Genomic DNA, 20,904 nt, shown 5'->3' on the forward strand with positions numbered 1-20,904 from the left:
TACCCGCTAAAATCCTTAAGGGATGGATATATGAAGAAATCGTTAGTAGCTGTAGGTGTCATTGTAATTGTTGCCGTAATTTGGACAATTGGCTCTTGGTATACCGGAAAAAAAATTGAGGGAGAGTTTGATACTTTCATTGAACGTACTAATACCACACTAAAAAATAATGCACCAGAAGCTGGTATTAATGTTAAAACAGAAAATTATCAGCGAGGAATTTTCACTTCTAACGCAGACATCGTTATTGATATAAAAGAGAACAGCGAAAGAAAAAATACCATTGTTAAGTTTGCCACAAAAATCTTTCATGGCCCCTTTCCTATTAACAAAATAGTTAAATTTAATCTGTTACCAAGATTAGCCTCAACCACTATTGAACTGGTTAAAAATGAAACCACTGAAGAACTATTCAAATATACTCAGGAGCAAGCATTCATAACTGGTGATGTTGACGTCGGTTTTAATAAAGGCCTAGATGCAAATTTAAATTTAAGTCCACTAGACGGTAATCCTTATGGAAAAAATATAACGTTTAGCGGTGGTGCAATTAATTATGTGGGCAATACCGATCTTAAAGATATAAAAATTTCCGTTGTTAGTGATAATTTTGTTATCGGCAATAAAGAGAAAACGGAAAGCATGATCCTTAAAGGGCTCAATATCCAAAGTGATTTATCACTGACTCCGTTTAATTTCTACTCCGGCAAACAGACGCTTAATATTTCCGATATTAATTTTAATAGCGATGACATTAAATTTTCATTTAAAAATTTTGCTATTAACTTAGATTCTGTACTAAAAGACGATAGCATTGACGGTAAAATTTCTTATAGCATTAATGATCTTATCGCTAAAGAACAAAACTTAGGTTCTGGAGAACTTACTTTATTAATCGAAAGAATGGATGCTAAAGCGTTTGGTAATTTCCTAAAAAGTTATAATGATGAAATTGCTCACAACTTAGCAAATGGCAACCCTCTTTATAATGCAGATACTATTTTCGCCCAGTTATTAGTTGAGAACTTACCTAGCTTGTTGAAGAATAGTCCGAGAATTGTCATCGAACCTTTTTATTGGAAAAATAGTGCCGGTCAAAGCGATATCAAAATAGATATCGATATGAAGCCTTGGACATTGAATCAACTCTCTGTTTATAGCCAAAATAACCAATACGATCAGGTCATTAAAGCACTATTCAATCATTTTAATATCAATGTTAATTTATCAAAACCGATGTTGATAGAAATGCTTACCCAAACAGAAATACTAGGCTCAGATGATAAAGTAACCACCCCGGAACAAAAAACATTATTTAGTCAGAAAGCAACTGCACAAATTAGTGAATTTGAAAGTTCAGCTAAGCAAAATGTCTTTACTTCACCAACAGAATACTTCCTCAGTGATGAGAAAAAAGCACAATTGAATGAAGATAGACCAATTTTGCCATGGATGCTGGTAACCAAAGATAATATGACGATGAATATTCATTACTCCGGTGACGAACTAAAGATGAATAATCAATCATTTAAATTAGTTGAGTTTTTAATTAATATTGGCTTGATGGACAATCCATCGTCTCAGCCTGTAACAGCGCCGAAAACTACCCCGCAATCAAATTAAACCTTAGTAAAATGACAAAAGCCAGTTAAGATACTGGCTCTTTTGTATCAATTTTTAATACTGAGGGTTTCTATGTTGAATAAAATTAATATCATAAAAGATCGACCTTTAATAAAACCTAGCCAACAACATAATCAGCTAAAAACAAACTCATTAATTAGTAAAATAAAAAAAATAAAAAACTGTTTTGTAAAAAATAATATTCATATTTCAACTAAAATTGATTCAAGTAAGGCTAAATTTTATCACCAACTCATGTTACGTTTAAATCTTGACAGTTCAATTCAAATAAAGAATTATCATCTCACTTCACGACTTAATCAGGAATATAATTCCACGATAGAAAGTGTCGCCCTACAAGGATCGCCAAAAAACTTACATTCAACTGAAAGCTTGTCTTTACCTGTTTGCCCCTTTCTATTGAGCCAAAAACTACTACAAGTTAAGCAAATGCAATGTGAAGAAAAGACACAAAATGAGAGAGTTAAATTAAATGGCTATGTATCATCAATTAAATAAGCTGAATAATTTTCATGTTAACGACTTTTTTTAGCGTAGCGTTGTGCCAATAGCGCACATACCATTAATTGAATTTGATGAAAAATCATCACCGGCAGTAAAATAATACCAACTAGATGAGCAGGAAAAAGTATATTAGCCATAGGGACACCATTAACTAAACTTTTCTTAGAGCCACAAAATACTATTGTGATCTCATCGGCTTTACTAAAACCAAAATAACGAGCGGTGTAAATATTAAATAAAATCACTATAGCAAGTAAAAAACCGCTAACAATCGCAATCATTAATAGCGACCAGCCATCAACTTTATACCATATCCCTTCAATAACCGCCTCACTAAAAGCGACATAAACCACTAATAAAATAGATGAACGATCAGAAATAGTAATTAATTTTCGATAGCGATTAATCCATTGTACCAGTAACGGCCTGAGTAAATGACCTAATATAAATGGCAGCATAATTTGCAATAAAATAGCACCAATATTTGACAACAGCTCAATCTGTTGATGATTATCAATATCTATTAAGAAACTGACTAATATTGGCGACAAAAATACCCCTAACAAACTGGAAGCTGATGCACTACAAATGGCAGCGGCAATATTGCCGCCGGCAACAGAAGTAAACGCAATCGCAGGCTGCACTGTCGCAGGTAAGGCGCAAAGGTAAAGAAATCCGATATAAACAGTCGGTGACATCCACTCAGGTACTAACGGCTTTAACGCTAAGCCAATAATCGGAAACAAAATAAAGGTACTGCAAAAAATTAGCAGATGTAATCGCCAATGACCGATACCGGCAAAAATAGCCTGGCGTGAAAGTTTTGCGCCATGGAGAAAAAAAAGTAACGCAATGGCTATAGTCGTTAAATGTTGAAAGACGATTTTCACCTTACCTTGACAAGGAAAAAAGGAAGCAAGCATGATAGTCATTAACATAAACAGCAAAAAATAATCAATTTGTAAACGACGCCACCAACACATAACGCTTCCTTTAATATTTAAAAATATGAATAGACAAAATGAATAAAATTAAAGCGCCAGCTCTACTGTGTGTTGCATTTTTGCCGACTCGATTCCCGCTTCAATCAATTTCATCACCAAAATAGCTTCTTCGGCGCTAACTGGATTAGGTGCATCATTAGTAATTGCCTGACGAATAGCACGATAATAGTGACCATAATTACCCGGTTTAGTTTCTAATGGCTTAACGATTAGCTCACCATTTTGTGACAACGTCACATTTCCATCGTGACTATCCTTACCCCAATCTTTTGCTGTTGGTAATTGCCCTGCTTTTAAACACTCTTCTTGTGGATCGAGACCATATTTTACATAACTACCTTCCATACCATGTAGTAGATATATCGGCGACTCAGCTGCTGCGATGGTGGTGGCATGTAAAACAACCTTTAAGGTTGGATAATTTAAGCAAACATGAAAATAATCAACCGCTTCAGCTTGTGGCCGGATCATTGCTATATCGGCAAAAATCGATTTAGGTTGGCCAAAAAGTTGCAATACTTGATCAAGCATGTGAGGCGCCAAATCATACCATAGACCACTGCCCACCTCTTTTGACTCTCGCCACCGTTGACGCACATCAGGCCGATAACGATCAAAATGCGATTCATAATATTTTAGCTCACCCAATATTTGATTTTCTAGCAACGATTTCACCGTTAAAAAACCTGAGTCCCAGCGGCGATTGTGATAAACAGATAATAACTTACCTTTTGTTTGCGCTAATTGATTTAACGTTACAGCTTCTTGCACAGTCAAGGTAAACGGTTTATCGACGATTACATGTTTACCGGCTTCGAGTGCTTGTTTAGCCAATGGGAAATGAGTTTTATTTGGTGTTGGAATAACAATCAAAGAGACTTCTGGCTGCTCAGCCAAAAGTTGTTCAAGTGAAGCAAAAACAGGGACATTAGGCCAATCTTTTTTTACTTTTTGTTCATCACTACTTACAATAGCTGATAATTGAAATCCTTCTATTGTGGTAATAAAAGGAACATGAAAGGTTTTACCGGCAAAACCGTAACCAATCAAACCAACCTTAATCGGTTTATTCATAACTACCCCTTAAAAAAATGACATGTCAAACTTAAAACCATATATTACAACCAGACCAGCCGATGCATATTATTTAGCGTACCTTTTTATTTTTTAGCTGCAATCACTATTTTTCATTTTCTTAAAAATCATTAACTGACTAAAATTGACTTTCACACAAGATCGATAACCTATATAACTATCAGTTGCTATCATAGCCGACCATTTAGGTTTACAACTTCGACTGACTAAATAAAAAATTTAGGCGTTTAGATGACAGATTATTTTTTATTATTTATCGCTACCGTTTTGGTAAATAATTTCGTGCTGGTAAAATTTCTTGGCTTATGCCCTTTTATGGGGGTTTCTAAAAAACTAGAAACCGCTATTGGTATGGGATTTGCTACAACATTTGTGATGACTTTAGCATCCATCTGTTCATGGCTAATGGATACATTGGTTCTAATACCGTTAGATTTAATCTATTTACGTACTTTAAGCTTTATATTAGTTATTGCTGTTGTTGTTCAATTTACTGAAATGGTGGTACGCAAAACCAGCCCGACACTATACCGTCTTTTAGGTATTTTTTTACCGTTAATTACCACAAACTGTGCAGTTCTTGGTGTCGCTTTATTGAATATCAATCAATCACATAATTTTTTACAATCTGCCGTTTACGGTTTTGCTGCTGCAGTAGGATTTTCTTTAGTAATGGTGCTATTTTCTGCTATCCGTGAACGTATCGCAGTGGCAAATGTTCCGGCTCCCTTTCGCGGTTCATCGATTGGTCTCATTACAGCCGGCCTAATGTCTTTAGCATTTATGGGATTTAGTGGTTTGGTAAAATTCTAATGAGTACTTTATTAATTGCAATCGGTGTTATTGCCGGATTTGGCCTTATTTTTGGTCTTATTTTAGGATTTGCCGCGCTTCGCTTTAAAGTAGAAGACGATCCAATAGTAGAAAAAATTGATCATATTTTACCACAAAGCCAGTGTGGCCAATGTGGCTATCCAGGTTGTCGCCCATATGCCGAAGCAATTGCCAATAATGGTGAAACCATAAATAAGTGCGCGCCCGGCGGCGAACAAGCTATGTTAAAAATTGCCGAATTACTTAATGTAGAGCCACAAGCGCTTGATGAAGATAAATTAACCCCGGAACGAAAAGTTGCTTTTATTGATGAAGCCAACTGTATTGGCTGCACTAAATGTATTCAGGCTTGCCCCGTTGATGCAATTATTGGAGCAACGCGCGCTATGCATACAGTGGTAGAAGATCTCTGTACCGGTTGTGATCTTTGTGTTGCCCCTTGCCCAACAGACTGTATTACGATGCTACCAATAAAAACCACCATCAAAAACTGGAAATGGGATCTCACCACTATTCCAGTAAAAAATATTACTACATCATCGAACTCAACTCCGACCGTTACATTTGCTAGCAAGGAGCAAGCAAATGTTTAACTTTTTCAAAAAACTTACGTCAAATAAAGAAAAAATTTGGTCTTTTTCAGGTGGCATACATCCGCCTGAAATGAAAATACAATCAAGCCAAGTTCCGTTAGTTACGCTCCCTTTAGCTAATGAATTGATTATTCCTATTCAGCAACATGTAGGCTCAGCGGGTGATATCATTGTTAAAACCAATGACTATGTTTTAAAAGGACAAGCATTAACTAAAGGTTGTGATCGTCAGATCCCTGTCCATGCTACGACTTCAGGTACTATTACTGACATAGCCCCCCATATAACCGCACACCCCTCCGGCCTAAAAGAGCTTTGTATTCGGTTACAGCCAGATAGTAAAGATCAATGGTGTGAGCGCAAACCTCTACCCAACTACTTACAATATTCTGCCAAAGTCTTATTGTCACATATTGAGCAAGCCGGTATAGCAGGATTAGGCGGCGCAGGCTTTCCGACGGCAATAAAGTTGAAAAATGGCAATAAGTTAATTAATACGTTAATTATCAATGCCGCAGAGTGTGAACCTTATATAACCGCCGATGATCGATTAATGCAGGAGCATGCTGATGAAATTATCGAAGGTATACTGATACTGATACATATTTTAAAACCGAAAGAAGTCCTGATTGGTATTGAAGATAATAAGCCCGCAGCAATAGCCGCCTTAAAAGAAGCACTTTTAGGCCAACAAGCTATGATTAAATTACGAGTGATCCCAACAAAGTATCCTTCAGGCGGCGCTAAACAATTAACTAAGATATTAACCGGCAAGGAGATACCCAGCGGCGTTCACTCTTCGTTCATTGGTATATTGATGCAAAATGTTGGTACTGTGTTTGCGATTAAACGAGCCATTATCGATGGAGAACCATTAATTGAACGGGTGGTTACATTAACCGGCGATGCTATACAAAAGCCTGGTAATTATTGGGTTCGTTTGGGTACCCCGATCAATTTTCTATTACAACAGGTCGGTCTGGTGCCACAATCAGAGCAAATGGTTATTATGGGAGGGCCACTAATGGGCTTTACTTTGTCTGATTTAACCACACCTATTGTTAAAATTAGCAACTGTATCCTTGCTCCTACCATAACAGAAATCGGTGAACCTAATATTGAAGAAGCTTGCATTCGCTGTGGTCTTTGTACCCAAGCTTGTCCAGCTAATTTATTACCGCAACAGCTTTATTGGTTTAGTCGAGGACAGGAGCATGAAAAAGCGGAACAATATAATTTATCCGATTGCATAGAATGTGGTGCTTGTGCTTATGTTTGCCCAAGTAATATTCCACTGGTCCAATACTATCGACAAGAAAAGGCTGAAATTAAAGCTATTACTCAAGAAAAACAACGTACATCGGATGCTAAGCAACGGTTTGAGGCTAAAAAAAGCCGGCTTGAACGAGAAAAAATTCTGCGTCAGCAACGGCATAATCAAGCGGCGGTTAAGCCCGAAGCAACCGACAAAGACGCTATTAATGCTGCATTAATGCGAATTAATGCACAAAAAAATCAGGCTGACAATAGTAGAACTGAACCATTGAATAACCAAGCAGCGATTGAAGCGCGTCAAGCCAGAAAAACCCAACTGCGCGCTATTCAAACTGCCAGACAAGCAGCCGAAAGCCAATCAGCTGTAACAACAGAAACAACAAGCGAGCCGCAGCCAGTTGATCCACGTAAAGCGGCCGTTGCCGCCGCTATTGCTCGGGCTAAAGCCAAACGTGATGCGCAGAGTAAAACTCCCTAATAATTGAACAATATATGAGCTGAAAAATGAAATTCAGACCAATACCGACTAATAGTCGGGTCAACCGATTAAAAATGACGACTTCACCCTTTACGCATGAAAACCAAAGTACCAGTAAACTCATGCTGTGGGTTGTTATTGCTGCCATTCCCGGTATTGCCTGCCAAATTTACTTTTTTGGTAGTGGAACGATTTACCAAATTTTACTCGCTATCATAACCGCATTTATTTGTGAGGCCGCAGCTTTACAGCTACGAAAATTACCGGTTATAACCCATTTAAAAGATAATTCCGCCTTAGTAACCGCCTTATTATTGGCTATTAGTATTCCACCATTATCACCCTGGTGGCTGGTAGTTTTAGGTACGGCCTTTGCCATATTAATAGCTAAACACATCTATGGCGGATTAGGCCAAAATCCATTTAATCCAGCCATGGTAGGTTATGTGGTATTATTGATTTCATTTCCTGTTCAAATGACAAGTTGGTTACCGCCGACAGAGCTTCAATCGATCCATGCCGATACTTTAGCTAGCCTACAAGTCATTTTTTTCGGCCATACCGATACAGGAGCAACTTTAAATCAATTAACGTTAGGTTTTGATGGTGTAACTCAAGCGACACCACTCGATAGCTTTAAAACGGGTTTACTAACACACTCAATTAGCCAAATACTGCAACAACCTATTTTACAAGGTTCTTTAGCTGGCATCGGTTGGCAATGGGTTAATATTGCTTATCTGTTTGGTGGCATTATTATGCTTTATCGCCGAATAATCAGCTGGCAAATTCCGCTGGCATTTTTAGCCACGCTAATATCCTGCTCATTATTGAGCTGGCTTATTATGCCATCACAATACGCTTCTCCTATGATACATCTGTTTTCAGGAGCAACCATGCTTGGTGCCTTTTTTATCGCCACTGATCCAGTTACGGCGGCAACTACACCGCGTGGTCGTCTTATTTATGGTGCAATGATTGGATTATTAATTTGGATTATTCGTGTTTATGGTGGTTATCCTGATGCTGTTGCTTTTGCGGTATTACTGGCCAATATCGCTGTACCGCTGATTGATCACTATAGCCAGCCGCGTGTTTATGGCCATAAATAAGGAGTGGTTATGCTAAAATCCATTAGACATCATGGCTTGATATTGGCTGTTTTTGCTGCCGCTACCACTGGACTGACAGCAGTGGTTTATACCATCACCAAAAGTACCATTAATAACCAGCTACTTATCCAACAACAAAAACTGTTTGATCAAATTATTGCTCCTGAATTTTATGATAATAATTTAACCAAAGAGTGTTACTTAGTAAGTAAAAATGAAGCATTAGGTAGCGAACTGCCCCATCATCTCTATATTGCCAGAAAAGAGGGAAAACCGATTGCTGCCATCATAGAAAGTATCGCACCAGATGGTTACTCAGGAGCAATAAAATTGCTAGTCGCAGCCGATTTTCATGGTAAAGTGCTTGGTGTTCGTGTAACTGAACATCATGAAACACCTGGATTAGGTGATAAAATTGATATTCGTATTTCAAATTGGATCAACTATTTCTCAGGTAAAAAAATTGACTCAGAACATAGTCCCCATTGGGCGGTAAAAAAAGATGGCGGCGATTTTGACCAATTTACTGGTGCCACCATTACACCAAGAGCAGTTATTAATGCCACTAAGCGTGCTGCCTGGTTTATACAGTCGGTGCCGCAAAAATTATCAACTTATCCAGCATGCGCAAATTAATTACCATGAATGAAACTAAGAAACTTTTTATCCAAGGATTATGGAAAAACAATTCAGCACTGGTTCAATTATTAGGTATGTGCCCGTTGCTAGCGGTTTCTTCGACAGCCACCAATGCGTTAGGATTGGGACTGGCAACAACATTAGTGCTGTTTTTCACTAATATTACCGTCTCAACTTTTCGTCATTGGATCCCAAGCGAAATACGTATTCCAATCTATGTAATGATTATCGCATCGGTCGTCTCCTCTGTGCAGATGTTAATTAACGCCTATGCTTTTGATTTATATCAATCTTTGGGTATTTTTATTCCGCTGATTGTTACTAACTGTATTGTTATTGGGCGAGCTGAAGCTTACGCCGCCAAAAATAATGTCTATAACTCAGCAATTGATGGCTTAGCGATGGGAGCGGGTGCCACGATAGCACTGTTTTTTTTAGGTGCCATGCGAGAAATTTTAGGTAATGGTACGCTGTTTGATGGTGCAGATTTGCTGTTAGGAGAATGGGCGAAAATATTACGTATTGAAGTTATTCATCTTAATTCTCCCTTTTTATTAGCTATATTACCCCCAGGGGCTTTCATTGGATTAGGTTTGATGCTAGCAGGTAAATATTTAATCGATGAAAAAGTAAAAAAATATATTAGTCACAAACAACAGCAATCTGCGGTAAAATCGGCGGCTTTCCCCAATAAAAATCATTTAGCCAAGGATCGAGAGCAAATAAAATATGAATAAACAAAAGCGGATAGACATTCTGACTCGCTTACGTGACAATAATCCAACACCAACAACGGAGCTTGTTTTTAATTCGCCTTTTGAATTACTTATTTCTGTATTACTTTCCGCTCAAGCTACCGATATTAGTGTCAATAAAGCAACGGCAAAACTCTACCCGATTGCAAATACCGCTGAAAAAATGCTAGCCCTAGGCATCAATGAAATAAAGCATTACATAAAAACAATTGGCTTATTTAATACCAAAGCTGAAAATATTATTAAAACCTGTCAGATATTAATTGATAAATATAATAGCCAGGTGCCAGAAAATCGCGAAGCCTTGGAATCCTTACCCGGTGTCGGCCGCAAAACGGCAAATGTGGTATTGAACACCGCCTTCGGCTGGCCAACAATTGCTGTTGATACCCATATTTTTCGCGTTTGTAATCGCACGAATTTTGCCCCAGGTAAGAGTGTTATCGAGGTTGAACAAAAGTTAATCAAAGTAGTACCGATTGAATTTAAAGTGGATTGCCACCATTGGTTTATACTACATGGCCGTTACACGTGTATTGCCAGAAAGCCGCGCTGTGGCTCTTGTATTATTGAAGATTTATGTGAATTTAACGACAAACAATACCCCACAACCTAACGATTAACTAACGGATTTTCAAGACAACTTTATATATGCCATTTATTGAAGTGACAAATATTATTATTCTGCTTGCCCATAGCACTCAACTTGAGCAAAATGTGGGTAAATTTTAATTTAACGACGCAAATACGGATAGTATGTTTCAAGATAACCCGCTGCTAGCGCAGCTAAAACAGCAATTACATGCCCAAACGCCTCGTGTTGAAGGGATTGTCAAAAGTACCGAAAAAGGTTTTGGTTTTCTTGAGGTCGATGGAACGAAAACTTATTTCATTCCACCGCCACAAATGAAAAAAGTAATGCATGGTGATCGAATTATCGCCACCATTCACACAAATAAAGATCGTGAAATTGTTGAACCAGAACAATTAATTGAGCCCTTTCTTACCCGATTTGTAGGACGTATTCAAAAAAGAAATAATGATAATCGGCTTTATGTAAAACCCGATCACCCAGTATTAAAAGAAAATATTTTTTGTCGTCCGGCGCAACATCTAGCTAATGATTTGATGCAAGATGATTGGGTAATAGCAGAAATCCGTCGTCATCCATTAAAAAATCAAGGCGGATTTCAAGCAGAAATAATCCAATATATTACCCATGGCGATGACCATTTTGCTCCTTGGTGGGTAACATTGAGTCGGCATCAATTAGAGCGCGAAGCGCCGGAAATGCAAAATTGTACCATTGAGGAGCAGACAGCAGAACGCCTTGATCTCACTCACCTCAACTTTATTACCATTGACAGTGCCAGTACCGAAGATATGGATGATGCGCTTTATATAGAGCGTATTGGCGATGATCAATTGCGTATATTTGTTGCTATTGCCGATCCTACCAGTTATATCCCGGTAAACAGTGAGTTAGATACCATTGCCCAACAACGTTGCTATACCAATTACCTACCTGGCTTCAATATTCCGATGTTGCCACGTGAATTATCAGATAATTTGTGTTCTCTGCGTCCTAATGAGCGCCGCCCTGCACTAGTCTGTCAATTTGATATTAAACAAGATGGACAATTGGCTGATAATATTCAATTTTGCCTGGCATGGGTCGAATCAAAAAATAAATTGGTATACGATGATGTCTCTGACTGGCTAGAACAGCAGCAAGATAAATGGCAACCCGAAAATGAAATTATCAAACAGCAAATTTTATTGCTCAATGAAATGTGCGAAAAACGGGCCGCCTGGCGCCTAACTCATGCATTAGTATTTAAAGAGCGTCCTGATTATCGCTTTGTACTTGATGAGAATGGTAATGTCACGAATATATTGGCAGAGAAACGGCGGATTGCTAATCGTATCGTCGAAGAAGCGATGATTGCAGCCAATCTTTGTGCAACAAAAGTATTAAAAGATAAATTAGCAACCGGTATTTTTAATGTTCATAATGGCTTTGAACCCAGTCAAATTGATAACGTTGTTGCCATTTTGCAAGAACATGATATCGAACAAAATGCCCAAACACTGTTAACACTTGAAGGATTTTGTCGTTTACGGCGTTTATTAGATGACCAACCCACTAAATTTCTAGATAGTCGAATACGCCGTTTTCAAGCTTTTGCTGAAATTAAAGCTACGCCAGCTGCCCATTATGGTTTGGGATTTGATGCCTATGCAACCTGGACATCCCCTATCCGCAAGTATACAGATATCATCAATCACCGCTTTTTAAAAGCCATAATCAATAATGAGCAGCATAATATCACAAAACCTTCTGAAACTTTGATGGCAAAAATTACTGATCGCAAGCGCGCTAATCGTTTAGCTGAACGCGATGTCGGTGACTGGTTATATGCGCGTTATCTAAAACCTTTCGCCAAAACTAACACTATTTTTGCTGCTGAAATAACCGACATTACGCGAGGTGGGCTCCGGATCCGTTTAACCGACAATGGCGCCAATGCCTTTATTCCGGCACCTTTTATCCATTCTGTGCGAGAAGAAATACAGTGTAGTCAAGAAGCTGGCGCTATAATTATTAAAGGTGTTGCTGTTCATAAACTTAACGATGTGATTAATGTTCAACTTGAAGAAGTTCGAATGGAAACCCGCAATATTATTGCACGACTGGTATCCTAAGGACATTTCACAGATAGCTTACTGATAATAAGCTATCTGTACAGAATAGCGGCTTTATTATTTTTGCAATTTCATTTAGCTTGCCGAAAAATCTGATTAAAAAAAGTTGCTATCTAGGTTAATTTGAATTTAATTGATTATATCAATAGGATAGAAGAATGAAGAGTTCAAAAAAACACACATTACTGATGTTAATATCTGTCATTTCCCTCATGTCTATTACAGCCTGCTCTAATATGTCAAAACGCGACAAAAATACCGCTATCGGTGCTGGCATAGGGGCAGTAGGTGGTGCTATTCTGACTGAAGGTAGTGGATTAGGTACGGTAGGTGGTGCTGCTATTGGTGGCCTAATTGGTCACCAAGTCGGTAAGAAATAATCGCGCCCAACAAACCATAATAGAGCCAGTTAATTATCTGGCTTTATTTATAAATATGATTAACCGCCGGCCAGTTTAACTTTCATTCCCTTAGCTTCTAATAATTGCTTAATAAGCTCGCGTTTATCACCCTGGATCTCAATATTGCCTTGTTTGATTGCTCCGCCTGAACCACATTTTTTCTTTAATTCAGCAGCAAGCATCATTAATTGATCTTTATTCAAATCCAAGCCAGTAATAACACAAACGCCCTTGCCTTTTCGGCCTGAGCTTTCACGTCTGATACGAACTATACCGTCGCCTTTGGTTGGTACTGATTTTTTTTCTACTTCAACTATTCTGCCAGTTTCCGTCGAATAAACTAAACGCGAGTCACTCATGTTATCCATCCAATTGAACGATTAATTTGCGCCAGCGTTAACACTGGATCGGCACTATGGGTAATAGGACGACCAATAACCATATAATCAACTCCAACATTAATAGCCTGCTCTGGCGTCATAATTCTCCGCTGATCATAGGCTTCTGCACCAATGGGGCGAATGCCTGGCGTAATTGATAAGAAATCGCTACCACAAGCTGATTTCAGTGTTGCTACTTCGTGTGCTGAACAGACTACACCATTCAACTCACACTCCTTGGCTAATTTTGCTAGCTGCAAGGCGCGATCAGCCGGCAGTTGTGTAATACCAATCTGGTGCAGATCCGCTTGTTCCATACTGGTTAATATGGTAACCGCAATCAATAGTGGAGCATCTTTACCATATTCAACTAGTGCCTCTTTAGCCGCCATCATCATTCTGACCCCACCACTGGCATGTACATTAACCATCCAAACCCCGATTTCCGCCGCTGCTTTAACAGCTTGCGCCACCGTATTAGGAATATCATGAAATTTCAAATCCAAAAAAACCTGAAACCCTCGGTTATGTAAAGTTTGAATAAATTGTGGGCCATATAAAGTAAACATCTGCATACCCACTTTCAGGCGGCAATCCTGCGGGCTGAGGTTATCAACAAAAGATAATACCTTAGCCAGATCATGATAATCTAATGCAACAATAACCGGGGAATTAGTAGAGACAGGAAGTTTATTTTGCGTGCTGGCTATCATTTTTAACCTTTTTAAATTTAATGAATGCAATATATGTTACGTTGTCACTGACCATCAAGGCCTTTTATTGGTTTGATCGTATCCCAAGAGCGGCATGAAGGACAATACCAATATAAAGAATGGGTAGTAAAACCACATTTGCGGCAACGGTAATCAGGTTTAGAGCGGATTTGCTCGCCAACCATATTGCGCAGTAATTCCAGACTCTCTTTTGCTCGGCCTTCTTCTGCGTCTGCCAAATGATAATCGATCAGTTTATAAAACAATCGCATCGTTGGATGACGTTCAAGTTGCTGCTTAATAAATATTTGCGCTTTTTCTAGCCCTTTTCTTTTTTCAATTATTTCCGCCAGATAAAGCTGAGCAGTTGCGCCGCAATCGCCAGCAACACATTGCTGGATATAAGCTTCCCAATCATGCCAATTCGCTAAATGATGATAACATTCATAAAGCATGGTTAAAGTTTCACTGACTAAATCTCTATCTTGATCAAAAACTTGTTTAAGTACTGAAATGGCTTTTTCATATTCAGCTCGGGCGATATGAATGCGCCCTTTCATAATAGAAACTCGAGTAGCGTTTTTATTTGATTGAGCGGCTTTATTTAGTAAAAGAAATGCGCCATCAAGATCGTCACTACTCAGCTCCAATAATGCCAGTTCGCAATAAAAATGAGCTATTTCTTGTTTAAATTGAGGATTGCCCATTTTGACTAATTTTTCGGCAACCTCGATTGCTTTATACCAATCGCTAGTTGCTTGATAAATAGTAAGTAAAGATTGTAACGCACTAAAGCGAAAATCTTGCTCATCAACTAGCTGCAAAAAAATATTTCGCGCCCGATCATAAACTCCTGCTGCTAAATAATCTCGCCCAAGCTGCTGTGTGGCTAATAGTTTCTGCTCAAAGGATAATGAGTTACTTTCAAATAAGGATTGATGAATACGGATAGCCCGTTCAATCTCCCCCCTTGAACGGAAAAGATTGCCTAATGTCAGATGAGCCTCAAACGCCGGGCTATCTTCCTTAAGCATATCTAAAAACAGATCAACGGCTTTATCTTGTTGATTAGATAGCAGGAAATTGACACCAGCTACATATTCACGGGATAAACGATCAGCATTTTGTTGTTTATCTTGTTGAGCACTTCTGCGTCCCATATACCAACCATAGGCAGCGGCAATAGGCAGTAGCAGAAATAGCAGCTCTAACATAAAAAATTACCTTTTTTCATTTGTAACAACTGCCACTTTAGTATCGTGTTCACTTTGAGTTGATTCGGTTAATTGACTTTCTAAACGTTTAATCTTACGTCTTGCATTTGATAATGAAATTAATGTTTTAGCGTAAAACATCCCACAAATAAGCCAACCCAGCAAGAATCCAACCGCAAAAAGGACGGCTAGTAATGTCGATATTGGATAGTCACCTTTAGCAATCAAATAATTAAATGTTACTATCTGATTATTGCTTGAGCCAAGTGTCACGGAAACAATAAAAATGGCTACAGCAAGTAATAAAATTAAAAAATATTTCACATTTTTTCCTATTGTTGCTTAATGATAGAAAAGCGCTGGAAACACTTTTCGTTGCCTAACTTAGCATCTAAACCCAATAAAGAAAGTGAATTATATCAACACTCACCTTTTTATTTAAATAAACATTTCAATGGTAGATAACATAATGAGTTACCATAAAAATTTTCCTATAACATGTTAATGGAGCAAAAATATTTTTAATCAAAAAATTCCTTATTGAATTTATCCCATTTAACGAAATACTAGTGTTGCTGACTATTTTTTTCAATAAATGAAAAAATCTCAGAACATTTATTTATATTAAGCACCGGTCTCAATCAGCAAACCTCAATCTAAATTAATAAACAAAATGTGCTTATAGTTAAAATAGTTAATTTTTTAATAATCATATTGTAGTAATATGAACATAAACTTATCTACTGATGATATCCACTAGCCTAGTAAAATATATAGGTAAAAATAATTTGATAACTATATTTAACTATTTTTTAACGCGCTTTTCCTTAATTTTAAATCCAGAGTTTCGTTCATTATGTATAACACTATGCAATTAAAACGTATAGCTGAAGCCAAATTACCTACTGCTTTTGGTGAGTTTCTACTTGTTGGTTTTGAAGAAATTGTTAATGGTAATAATCATATCGCACTTATTTATGGTGATATCACTGATGGAAAACCCGTTCTTTCCCGTATTCACTCGGAATGTTTGACTGGAGATGCCTTATTTAGTTTACGTTGTGATTGTGGTTTTCAACTAGAAGCAGCACTCAAACAAATTGCCGAAGAAGGTAGCGGAGTACTACTATACCATCGTCAAGAGGGGCGTAACATCGGATTATTAAATAAAATCCGCGCCTATGCTCTGCAAGATCAGGGGCTGGATACTGTTGAGGCCAATTTAAAACTCGGGTTCAAACCCGATGAACGTGATTTTACTATCTGTGCTGATATGTATAAATTATTGGCGATAAATGAAGTGAGATTATTAACCAATAATCCTAAAAAACTTGAAATTATGAAAGAAGCTGGAATCAATGTCGTTGAACGAGTTCCTCTCATTGTTGGTCGTAATCCCAAAAATAGTGACTATCTCAATGCAAAAGCCAGCAAATTAGGTCATATTCTATCTGATAATACGAAAAAATAATCAATCAATTATTATCAAAAACTGTCTGCTTTTAACAGAGCAGTTTTTGATGGTTTAAATCCGTTTATTTTAACATTTGACGAATAACATACTGCAGAATACCGCCATGACGAAAATATTCTAATTCAGTCATCGTATCAATGCGGCAACGCATCGCTATTGTCGTTTTCTGATCATTTTTATCAGTAATGGTTACTGTAATCATCTCGCCTGGGGTAATCGATTGCAAGCCTGCAATGTCAATTGTCTCATCACCGGTCAATTTTAACGTTTTACGGTTTACATTAGCCGGAAATTCTAACGGTAAGACCCCCATACCAATCAAATTAGAGCGATGAATTCGTTCATAAGATTCAGCAATAACCACTCTTACCCCGAGTAATAGGGTTCCTTTAGCCGCCCAGTCACGACTAGAACCGGAACCATACTCTTTGCCAGCAATAATTGCTAAAGGTATCTTTTTTTGCTGATATTGCATGGCGGCATCATAGATTGCTAGCTGAGTCTGTGTTGGTATATAGCGAGTAAATCCCCCTTCAACCCCAGGAAGCATCTCATTACGAATACGAATATTGGCAAATGCGCCTCTCATCATAACTTCATGATTACCTCGCCTCGAACCATACGAATTGAAATCTGTTACTTGTACGCCATGGGACTGTAAATAATGGCCGGCTGGACTATCCGCTTTAATATTTCCAGCTGGTGAAATATGATCGGTCGTAACAGAATCACCCAAGATTGCAAGAATATGAGCAGCATGAATATCAGTGATCGGCGCCGGTGCAGGCTGCATGCCATCAAAAAACGGAGGATTACGAATATAAGTTGAATCAGGTTGCCATGAATAAGTGGCTGAACTTTTTACATCAAGTGCCTGCCATGCTTCATCACCATCAAAAACTGCATTATATTCTTTATGGAACATGTCAGATTTTACTAACTGTATTGCATCAGCAATTTCCTGACTGGTAGGCCATATATCTTTTAGTAAAACATCTTTACCATTTTTATCTTGTCCCAACGGCTCATCAGCAAGATTTACTTGCATATTACCCGCTAACGCATAAGCTACCACTAAAGGTGGTGATGCCAACCAATTGGTTTTTACTAATGGATGGATCCTACCTTCAAAATTTCTATTGCCTGATAGCACCGCACCTACAGTTAGATCATGTTTTTTGATTGCTTCTTCTATTGGCGCCGGTAGTGGCCCTGAGTTACCAATGCAAGTGGTGCAGCCATAGCCAACTAGATTAAAACCTAATTGATTTAAATAATCAGTCAATCCCGCTTTAGCTAAATAATCAGTAACCACTTTCGAACCTGGTGCTAACGAAGATTTTACCCAAGGTTTACGCACTAAACCTTTTTCAACCGCCTTTTTAGCAAGTAATCCTGCCGTCATTAAAACACTTGGGTTTGAAGTATTAGTACAGGAAGTTATCGCCGCAATAACAACCGCTCCCTCTTGTAACTGAAAATTTTTACCATCATAACTGACGGATGGCGCAGGCTCTTTGGTTGATTTATTTAATTCAAGCTCGACTGAATCTTTAAACGCATGCGGAACCTGGCTTAATTCAACCCGATCTTGAGGGCGTTTAGGCCCAGCCAGACTAACTTCCACCGATGCTAAATCTAATACTAAGGTACTGGTAAAAATAGGCTCTTCACCTGGATGGCGCCATAATCCTTGTGTTTTAGTATAATTTTCAACTAAAGCAATTTCATCTTCCGAACGCCCTGTTAACCGCATATAGCTTAAAGTGATTTCGTCAACTGGGAAGAAACCACATGTAGCGCCATATTCAGGAGACATGTTGGCAATGGTAGCCCGATCCGCGAGCGATAAATCAGCTAAACCATCACCGTAAAATTCAACAAATTTACCCACTACCCCATGTTTACGCAGCATTTGGGTGACAGTCAAAACTAAATCAGTAGCGGTGATCCCTTCGTTTAGTTTGCCAATTAATTTAAAACCAACTACATCTGGAATGAGCATCGAAATCGGTTGTCCCAACATTGCGGCTTCTGCTTCAATACCGCCCACTCCCCAACCCAAAACTCCCAAACCATTGATCATCGTGGTATGAGAATCAGTACCAACCAATGTGTCTGGATAAGCGAACAATTTTCCTTCTCGTTCTTCATACCACACCGCCTTACCTAAATACTCCAAATTTACCTGGTGACAAATACCTGTTCCGGGCGGCACAACTCTAAAACGATTAAATGCCTTTTGTCCCCAACGTAAAAATAGGTAACGTTCATAGTTGCGTTGCATTTCAAATTTTACGTTATCACTAAAGGCTTGAGGAGTGGCAAACTCATCGACCATAACCGAATGGTCAATAATTAAATCGACCGGCGATAATGGATTTACCTTATTAACATCACCACCTAATCGCTGCACAGCTTCGCGCATTGCAGCGAGATCAACCACTGCTGGCACACCAGTAAAATCCTGCATCAAAACTCGGGCTGGTTGATAGGCAATTTCACGCTCAGCATGCCCCGTATGCTGCCAATCAACCATAGCCTGCAAATCTTTTAATACAACAGATTTTCCATCCAGATGGCGCAGCAAATTTTCAAATAGTACTTTAAGTGATTTTGGCAAATTCGAAATATCACCTAACTGTTTGGCTGCAATAGGTAAGCTAAAATATTCATAGTGTTTACTTCCAGCGGAGAGTGTGGATGCACAGTCCGTTCTTAGACTTAACGACATAACTCCTCCTTTTATTATTTTTTATCTAGATAACTAAGATGACGCATCTTATAAAGATAATATATTAGAAATATTTTTCGGTTATGTAACACATAATGATCATTAAATATGATTTTGTTCAAAATAAATTAAAAGTATTAACGCTAAATAGCCCTGGCTTGATGTGGAATTAGTGCATAAGAAAAAATATAAAATAAAAAATCATGAATAGAAAATAAACTCTAATTTTTATTAAAATTATATTGTTGGTAATTGAATCTCTTTAAACATTTCTTCAATTTCTTCATTTGAACGTAAAGCAATCGCTTTATCAACAACATCAGGCGTTAAATGTGGTGCAAAACGCCAAATAAAATCATACATATAGCTACGTAAAAAACTATTACGATGAAAACCTATTTTTGTAGTGCTATAGCTAAACTTATCCCGCATATCAATAATAACTAAGTCCTGATCTTGATTAGGGTCAACTGCCATGCTAGCAATAATTCCTATACCTAATCCCAATCTTACATAAGTCTTAATAACATCAGCATCAGTGGCGGTAAAAATAATCTTAGCCTGTAAACCTGCCTTATAAAAAGCCTCATCCAATTCAGAGCGGCCTGTAAAACCATGGGTATAAGTCACAATCGGGTATTGAGCGAGTTCACTAATGGTAATATTTTTCTTGTTAGCTAAAGGATGATCAGCTTTAACAACAACCGAACGATTCCAATGATAACAAGGTAACATCACTAAATCTTTGTAAAGATGTAACGCTTCAGTCGCAATAGCAAAGTCGCTATTTCCTTTACTGACATCTTCCGCAATTTGTATTGGCGAACCCTGACTCATATGTAATGAAACTTGTGGATAATGTTCGATAAATTGTTTAATAACCGGAGGAAGAGCATACCTTGCTTGAGTATGTGTGGTAGCAATGGCTAATATGCCACGATCAGGATAAGTATGTTCACCAACGACTGCTCGGATAGCGTGCATTTTCGTCATCACTTCTCGAGCAATTTTAATTACTTCCTTTCCGGCTGGAGTAACATGAGTTAAGTGTTTACCACTGCGTCCAAAAATTTGCACTCCCAATTCATCTTCAAGCATACGAACCTGTTTGCTTATACCTGGTTGTGATGTGTATAACCCTTCTGCTGTTGATGAAACATTTAAATTATGATTTTCAATCTCTACAATGTAACGTAATTGCTGTAATTTCATCTTATTCAGCGTCCTTATAAATTGAATAAAGGATTAATTATTTAATAACTTATAGTAATTTTATTATAACAAAAAGAAATATAAGCATTATTTATTATAATCAATAATATATACGATTGAAAATATAACAACAAATA

20 protein-coding genes are annotated in these 20,904 nt (G+C 37.9%); 12 read left to right on the plus strand and 8 right to left on the minus strand.

From position 1 onward, the window contains the following. Positions 1–30: 30 nt before the first annotated feature. Both WH390_RS06340 and WH390_RS06345 read left to right on the plus strand, forming a co-directional pair. Positions 31–1,623 carry a YdgA family protein gene (locus tag WH390_RS06340; protein WP_052044834.1) on the plus strand — a complete coding sequence of 531 codons (1,593 nt, stop codon included), beginning with the start codon at positions 31–33 and terminating at the stop codon, positions 1,621–1,623. 72 nt (positions 1,624–1,695) lie between these two features. Beyond that, positions 1,696–2,142: a hypothetical protein gene (locus WH390_RS06345; RefSeq protein ID WP_032115022.1), complete on the plus strand. Its 447-nt coding sequence runs from the start codon at positions 1,696–1,698 to the stop codon at positions 2,140–2,142. A gap of 17 nt (positions 2,143–2,159) precedes the next feature. On the opposite strand, the gene WH390_RS06350 is transcribed toward WH390_RS06345, so the two are convergent. Beyond that, positions 2,160–3,131 carry a bile acid:sodium symporter family protein gene (locus tag WH390_RS06350; protein ID WP_032115021.1) on the minus strand — a complete coding sequence of 324 codons (972 nt, stop codon included), beginning with the start codon at positions 3,129–3,131 and terminating at the stop codon, positions 2,160–2,162. A 48-nt stretch (positions 3,132–3,179) separates the two neighbouring features. After that, positions 3,180–4,226 (minus strand): oxidoreductase, encoded by a 1,047-nt coding sequence (locus tag WH390_RS06355; RefSeq protein ID WP_032115020.1) that lies wholly within the window; start codon positions 4,224–4,226, stop codon positions 3,180–3,182. Between the two features lie 252 nt (positions 4,227–4,478). Here WH390_RS06355 and rsxA point away from each other — a divergent pair, with 252 nt between their 5' ends. The 9 genes from rsxA (at position 4,479) to osmB (ending at position 13,019) form a co-directional block, all read left to right on the plus strand. Continuing rightward, positions 4,479–5,060 carry an electron transport complex subunit RsxA gene (gene rsxA, locus WH390_RS06360; RefSeq protein WP_032115019.1) on the plus strand — a complete coding sequence of 194 codons (582 nt, stop codon included), beginning with the start codon at positions 4,479–4,481 and terminating at the stop codon, positions 5,058–5,060. Beyond that, positions 5,060–5,674, plus strand: coding sequence for an electron transport complex subunit RsxB (gene rsxB, locus WH390_RS06365; RefSeq protein ID WP_032115018.1), 615 nt, complete (start codon positions 5,060–5,062; stop codon positions 5,672–5,674). Before rsxA ends, rsxB begins: the two co-directional genes overlap by 1 nt. Next, the gene (gene rsxC / locus WH390_RS06370; RefSeq protein WP_032115017.1) at positions 5,667–7,427 is read left to right on the plus strand and encodes an electron transport complex subunit RsxC; all 1,761 of its coding nucleotides are present in this window, start codon (positions 5,667–5,669) and stop codon (positions 7,425–7,427) included. The genes rsxB and rsxC overlap by 8 nt, the downstream gene beginning before the upstream one ends. A 26-nt stretch (positions 7,428–7,453) precedes the next feature. Next, on the plus strand, positions 7,454–8,539 hold the full coding sequence (rsxD, locus tag WH390_RS06375; RefSeq protein ID WP_032115016.1) for an electron transport complex subunit RsxD: 1,086 nt from the start codon (positions 7,454–7,456) through the stop codon (positions 8,537–8,539). Between the two features lie 9 nt (positions 8,540–8,548). After that, entirely contained in the window at positions 8,549–9,175 is a 627-nt protein-coding gene (gene rsxG / locus WH390_RS06380; RefSeq protein WP_032115015.1) for an electron transport complex subunit RsxG, read from the plus strand. A 5-nt stretch (positions 9,176–9,180) separates the two neighbouring features. Continuing rightward, positions 9,181–9,915, plus strand: coding sequence for an electron transport complex subunit E (locus WH390_RS06385; protein ID WP_052044837.1), 735 nt, complete (start codon positions 9,181–9,183; stop codon positions 9,913–9,915). Next, positions 9,908–10,549, plus strand: coding sequence for an endonuclease III (nth, locus tag WH390_RS06390; protein WP_032115014.1), 642 nt, complete (start codon positions 9,908–9,910; stop codon positions 10,547–10,549). The genes WH390_RS06385 and nth overlap by 8 nt, the downstream gene beginning before the upstream one ends. A 140-nt stretch (positions 10,550–10,689) precedes the next feature. After that, positions 10,690–12,639, plus strand: coding sequence for an exoribonuclease II (locus WH390_RS06395; RefSeq protein ID WP_032115013.1), 1,950 nt, complete (start codon positions 10,690–10,692; stop codon positions 12,637–12,639). A gap of 158 nt (positions 12,640–12,797) precedes the next feature. After that, complete coding sequence (gene osmB / locus WH390_RS06400) at positions 12,798–13,019, plus strand: osmotically-inducible lipoprotein OsmB (protein WP_032115012.1); 222 nt, start codon at positions 12,798–12,800, stop codon at positions 13,017–13,019. A gap of 59 nt (positions 13,020–13,078) precedes the next feature. Here the strand turns inward: osmB and yciH are convergent, their stop codons facing one another. From yciH to WH390_RS06420, 4 genes are read right to left on the minus strand one after another with little or no spacing between them, the layout of a single operon-like run. Continuing rightward, positions 13,079–13,408 carry a stress response translation initiation inhibitor YciH gene (yciH, locus tag WH390_RS06405; RefSeq protein WP_406850706.1) on the minus strand — a complete coding sequence of 110 codons (330 nt, stop codon included), beginning with the start codon at positions 13,406–13,408 and terminating at the stop codon, positions 13,079–13,081. After that, positions 13,396–14,133, minus strand: coding sequence for an orotidine-5'-phosphate decarboxylase (gene pyrF / locus WH390_RS06410; RefSeq protein WP_032115010.1), 738 nt, complete (start codon positions 14,131–14,133; stop codon positions 13,396–13,398). The genes yciH and pyrF overlap by 13 nt, the downstream gene beginning before the upstream one ends. 44 nt (positions 14,134–14,177) lie before the next feature. Beyond that, the gene (gene lapB / locus WH390_RS06415; RefSeq protein ID WP_032115009.1) at positions 14,178–15,347 is read right to left on the minus strand and encodes a lipopolysaccharide assembly protein LapB; all 1,170 of its coding nucleotides are present in this window, start codon (positions 15,345–15,347) and stop codon (positions 14,178–14,180) included. 6 nt (positions 15,348–15,353) lie between these two features. Further along, on the minus strand, positions 15,354–15,671 hold the full coding sequence (locus WH390_RS06420) for a LapA family protein (protein ID WP_032115008.1): 318 nt from the start codon (positions 15,669–15,671) through the stop codon (positions 15,354–15,356). Positions 15,672–16,215: 544 nt separating this feature from the next. Between WH390_RS06420 and ribA the strand changes: the two genes are divergently transcribed. Further along, positions 16,216–16,818, plus strand: a complete 603-nt coding sequence (gene ribA / locus WH390_RS06425; protein ID WP_032115007.1) for a GTP cyclohydrolase II — start codon at positions 16,216–16,218, stop codon at positions 16,816–16,818. A 64-nt stretch (positions 16,819–16,882) separates the two neighbouring features. On the opposite strand, the gene acnA is transcribed toward ribA, so the two are convergent. Both acnA and cysB read right to left on the minus strand, forming a co-directional pair. Continuing rightward, the gene (gene acnA, locus WH390_RS06430) at positions 16,883–19,555 is read right to left on the minus strand and encodes an aconitate hydratase AcnA (protein ID WP_032115006.1); all 2,673 of its coding nucleotides are present in this window, start codon (positions 19,553–19,555) and stop codon (positions 16,883–16,885) included. A gap of 237 nt (positions 19,556–19,792) precedes the next feature. Then, positions 19,793–20,767 carry an HTH-type transcriptional regulator CysB gene (gene cysB / locus WH390_RS06435; RefSeq protein WP_032115005.1) on the minus strand — a complete coding sequence of 325 codons (975 nt, stop codon included), beginning with the start codon at positions 20,765–20,767 and terminating at the stop codon, positions 19,793–19,795. Positions 20,768–20,904: the final 137 nt, after the last annotated feature.

The sequence above is a fragment of the Candidatus Arsenophonus nilaparvatae genome (assembly GCF_045346035.1).
In the GTDB taxonomy this organism is placed as follows: Bacteria; Pseudomonadota; Gammaproteobacteria; order Enterobacterales; family Enterobacteriaceae; genus Arsenophonus; species Arsenophonus nilaparvatae.

What these genes read in the sequence shown, in the direction of transcription:
- WH390_RS06340 (WP_052044834.1), top strand. Translation starts at nt 31, where the DNA reads ATGAAGAAATCGTTAGTAGCTGTAGGTGTCATTGTAATTGTTGCCGTA.
- WH390_RS06345 (WP_032115022.1), top strand. Translation starts at nt 1,696, where the DNA reads ATGTTGAATAAAATTAATATCATAAAAGATCGACCTTTAATAAAACCT.
- WH390_RS06350 (WP_032115021.1), bottom strand. Translation starts at nt 3,131, where the DNA reads ATGTGTTGGTGGCGTCGTTTACAAATTGATTATTTTTTGCTGTTTATG.
- WH390_RS06355 (WP_032115020.1), bottom strand. Translation starts at nt 4,226, where the DNA reads ATGAATAAACCGATTAAGGTTGGTTTGATTGGTTACGGTTTTGCCGGT.
- rsxA (WP_032115019.1), top strand. Translation starts at nt 4,479, where the DNA reads ATGACAGATTATTTTTTATTATTTATCGCTACCGTTTTGGTAAATAAT.
- rsxB (WP_032115018.1), top strand. Translation starts at nt 5,060, where the DNA reads ATGAGTACTTTATTAATTGCAATCGGTGTTATTGCCGGATTTGGCCTT.
- rsxC (WP_032115017.1), top strand. Translation starts at nt 5,667, where the DNA reads ATGTTTAACTTTTTCAAAAAACTTACGTCAAATAAAGAAAAAATTTGG.
- rsxD (WP_032115016.1), top strand. Translation starts at nt 7,454, where the DNA reads ATGAAATTCAGACCAATACCGACTAATAGTCGGGTCAACCGATTAAAA.
- rsxG (WP_032115015.1), top strand. Translation starts at nt 8,549, where the DNA reads ATGCTAAAATCCATTAGACATCATGGCTTGATATTGGCTGTTTTTGCT.
- WH390_RS06385 (WP_052044837.1), top strand. Translation starts at nt 9,181, where the DNA reads ATGAATGAAACTAAGAAACTTTTTATCCAAGGATTATGGAAAAACAAT.
- nth (WP_032115014.1), top strand. Translation starts at nt 9,908, where the DNA reads ATGAATAAACAAAAGCGGATAGACATTCTGACTCGCTTACGTGACAAT.
- WH390_RS06395 (WP_032115013.1), top strand. Translation starts at nt 10,690, where the DNA reads ATGTTTCAAGATAACCCGCTGCTAGCGCAGCTAAAACAGCAATTACAT.
- osmB (WP_032115012.1), top strand. Translation starts at nt 12,798, where the DNA reads ATGAAGAGTTCAAAAAAACACACATTACTGATGTTAATATCTGTCATT.
- yciH (WP_406850706.1), bottom strand. Translation starts at nt 13,408, where the DNA reads ATGGATAACATGAGTGACTCGCGTTTAGTTTATTCGACGGAAACTGGC.
- pyrF (WP_032115010.1), bottom strand. Translation starts at nt 14,133, where the DNA reads ATGATAGCCAGCACGCAAAATAAACTTCCTGTCTCTACTAATTCCCCG.
- lapB (WP_032115009.1), bottom strand. Translation starts at nt 15,347, where the DNA reads ATGTTAGAGCTGCTATTTCTGCTACTGCCTATTGCCGCTGCCTATGGT.
- ribA (WP_032115007.1), top strand. Translation starts at nt 16,216, where the DNA reads ATGCAATTAAAACGTATAGCTGAAGCCAAATTACCTACTGCTTTTGGT.
- acnA (WP_032115006.1), bottom strand. Translation starts at nt 19,555, where the DNA reads ATGTCGTTAAGTCTAAGAACGGACTGTGCATCCACACTCTCCGCTGGA.
- cysB (WP_032115005.1), bottom strand. Translation starts at nt 20,767, where the DNA reads ATGAAATTACAGCAATTACGTTACATTGTAGAGATTGAAAATCATAAT.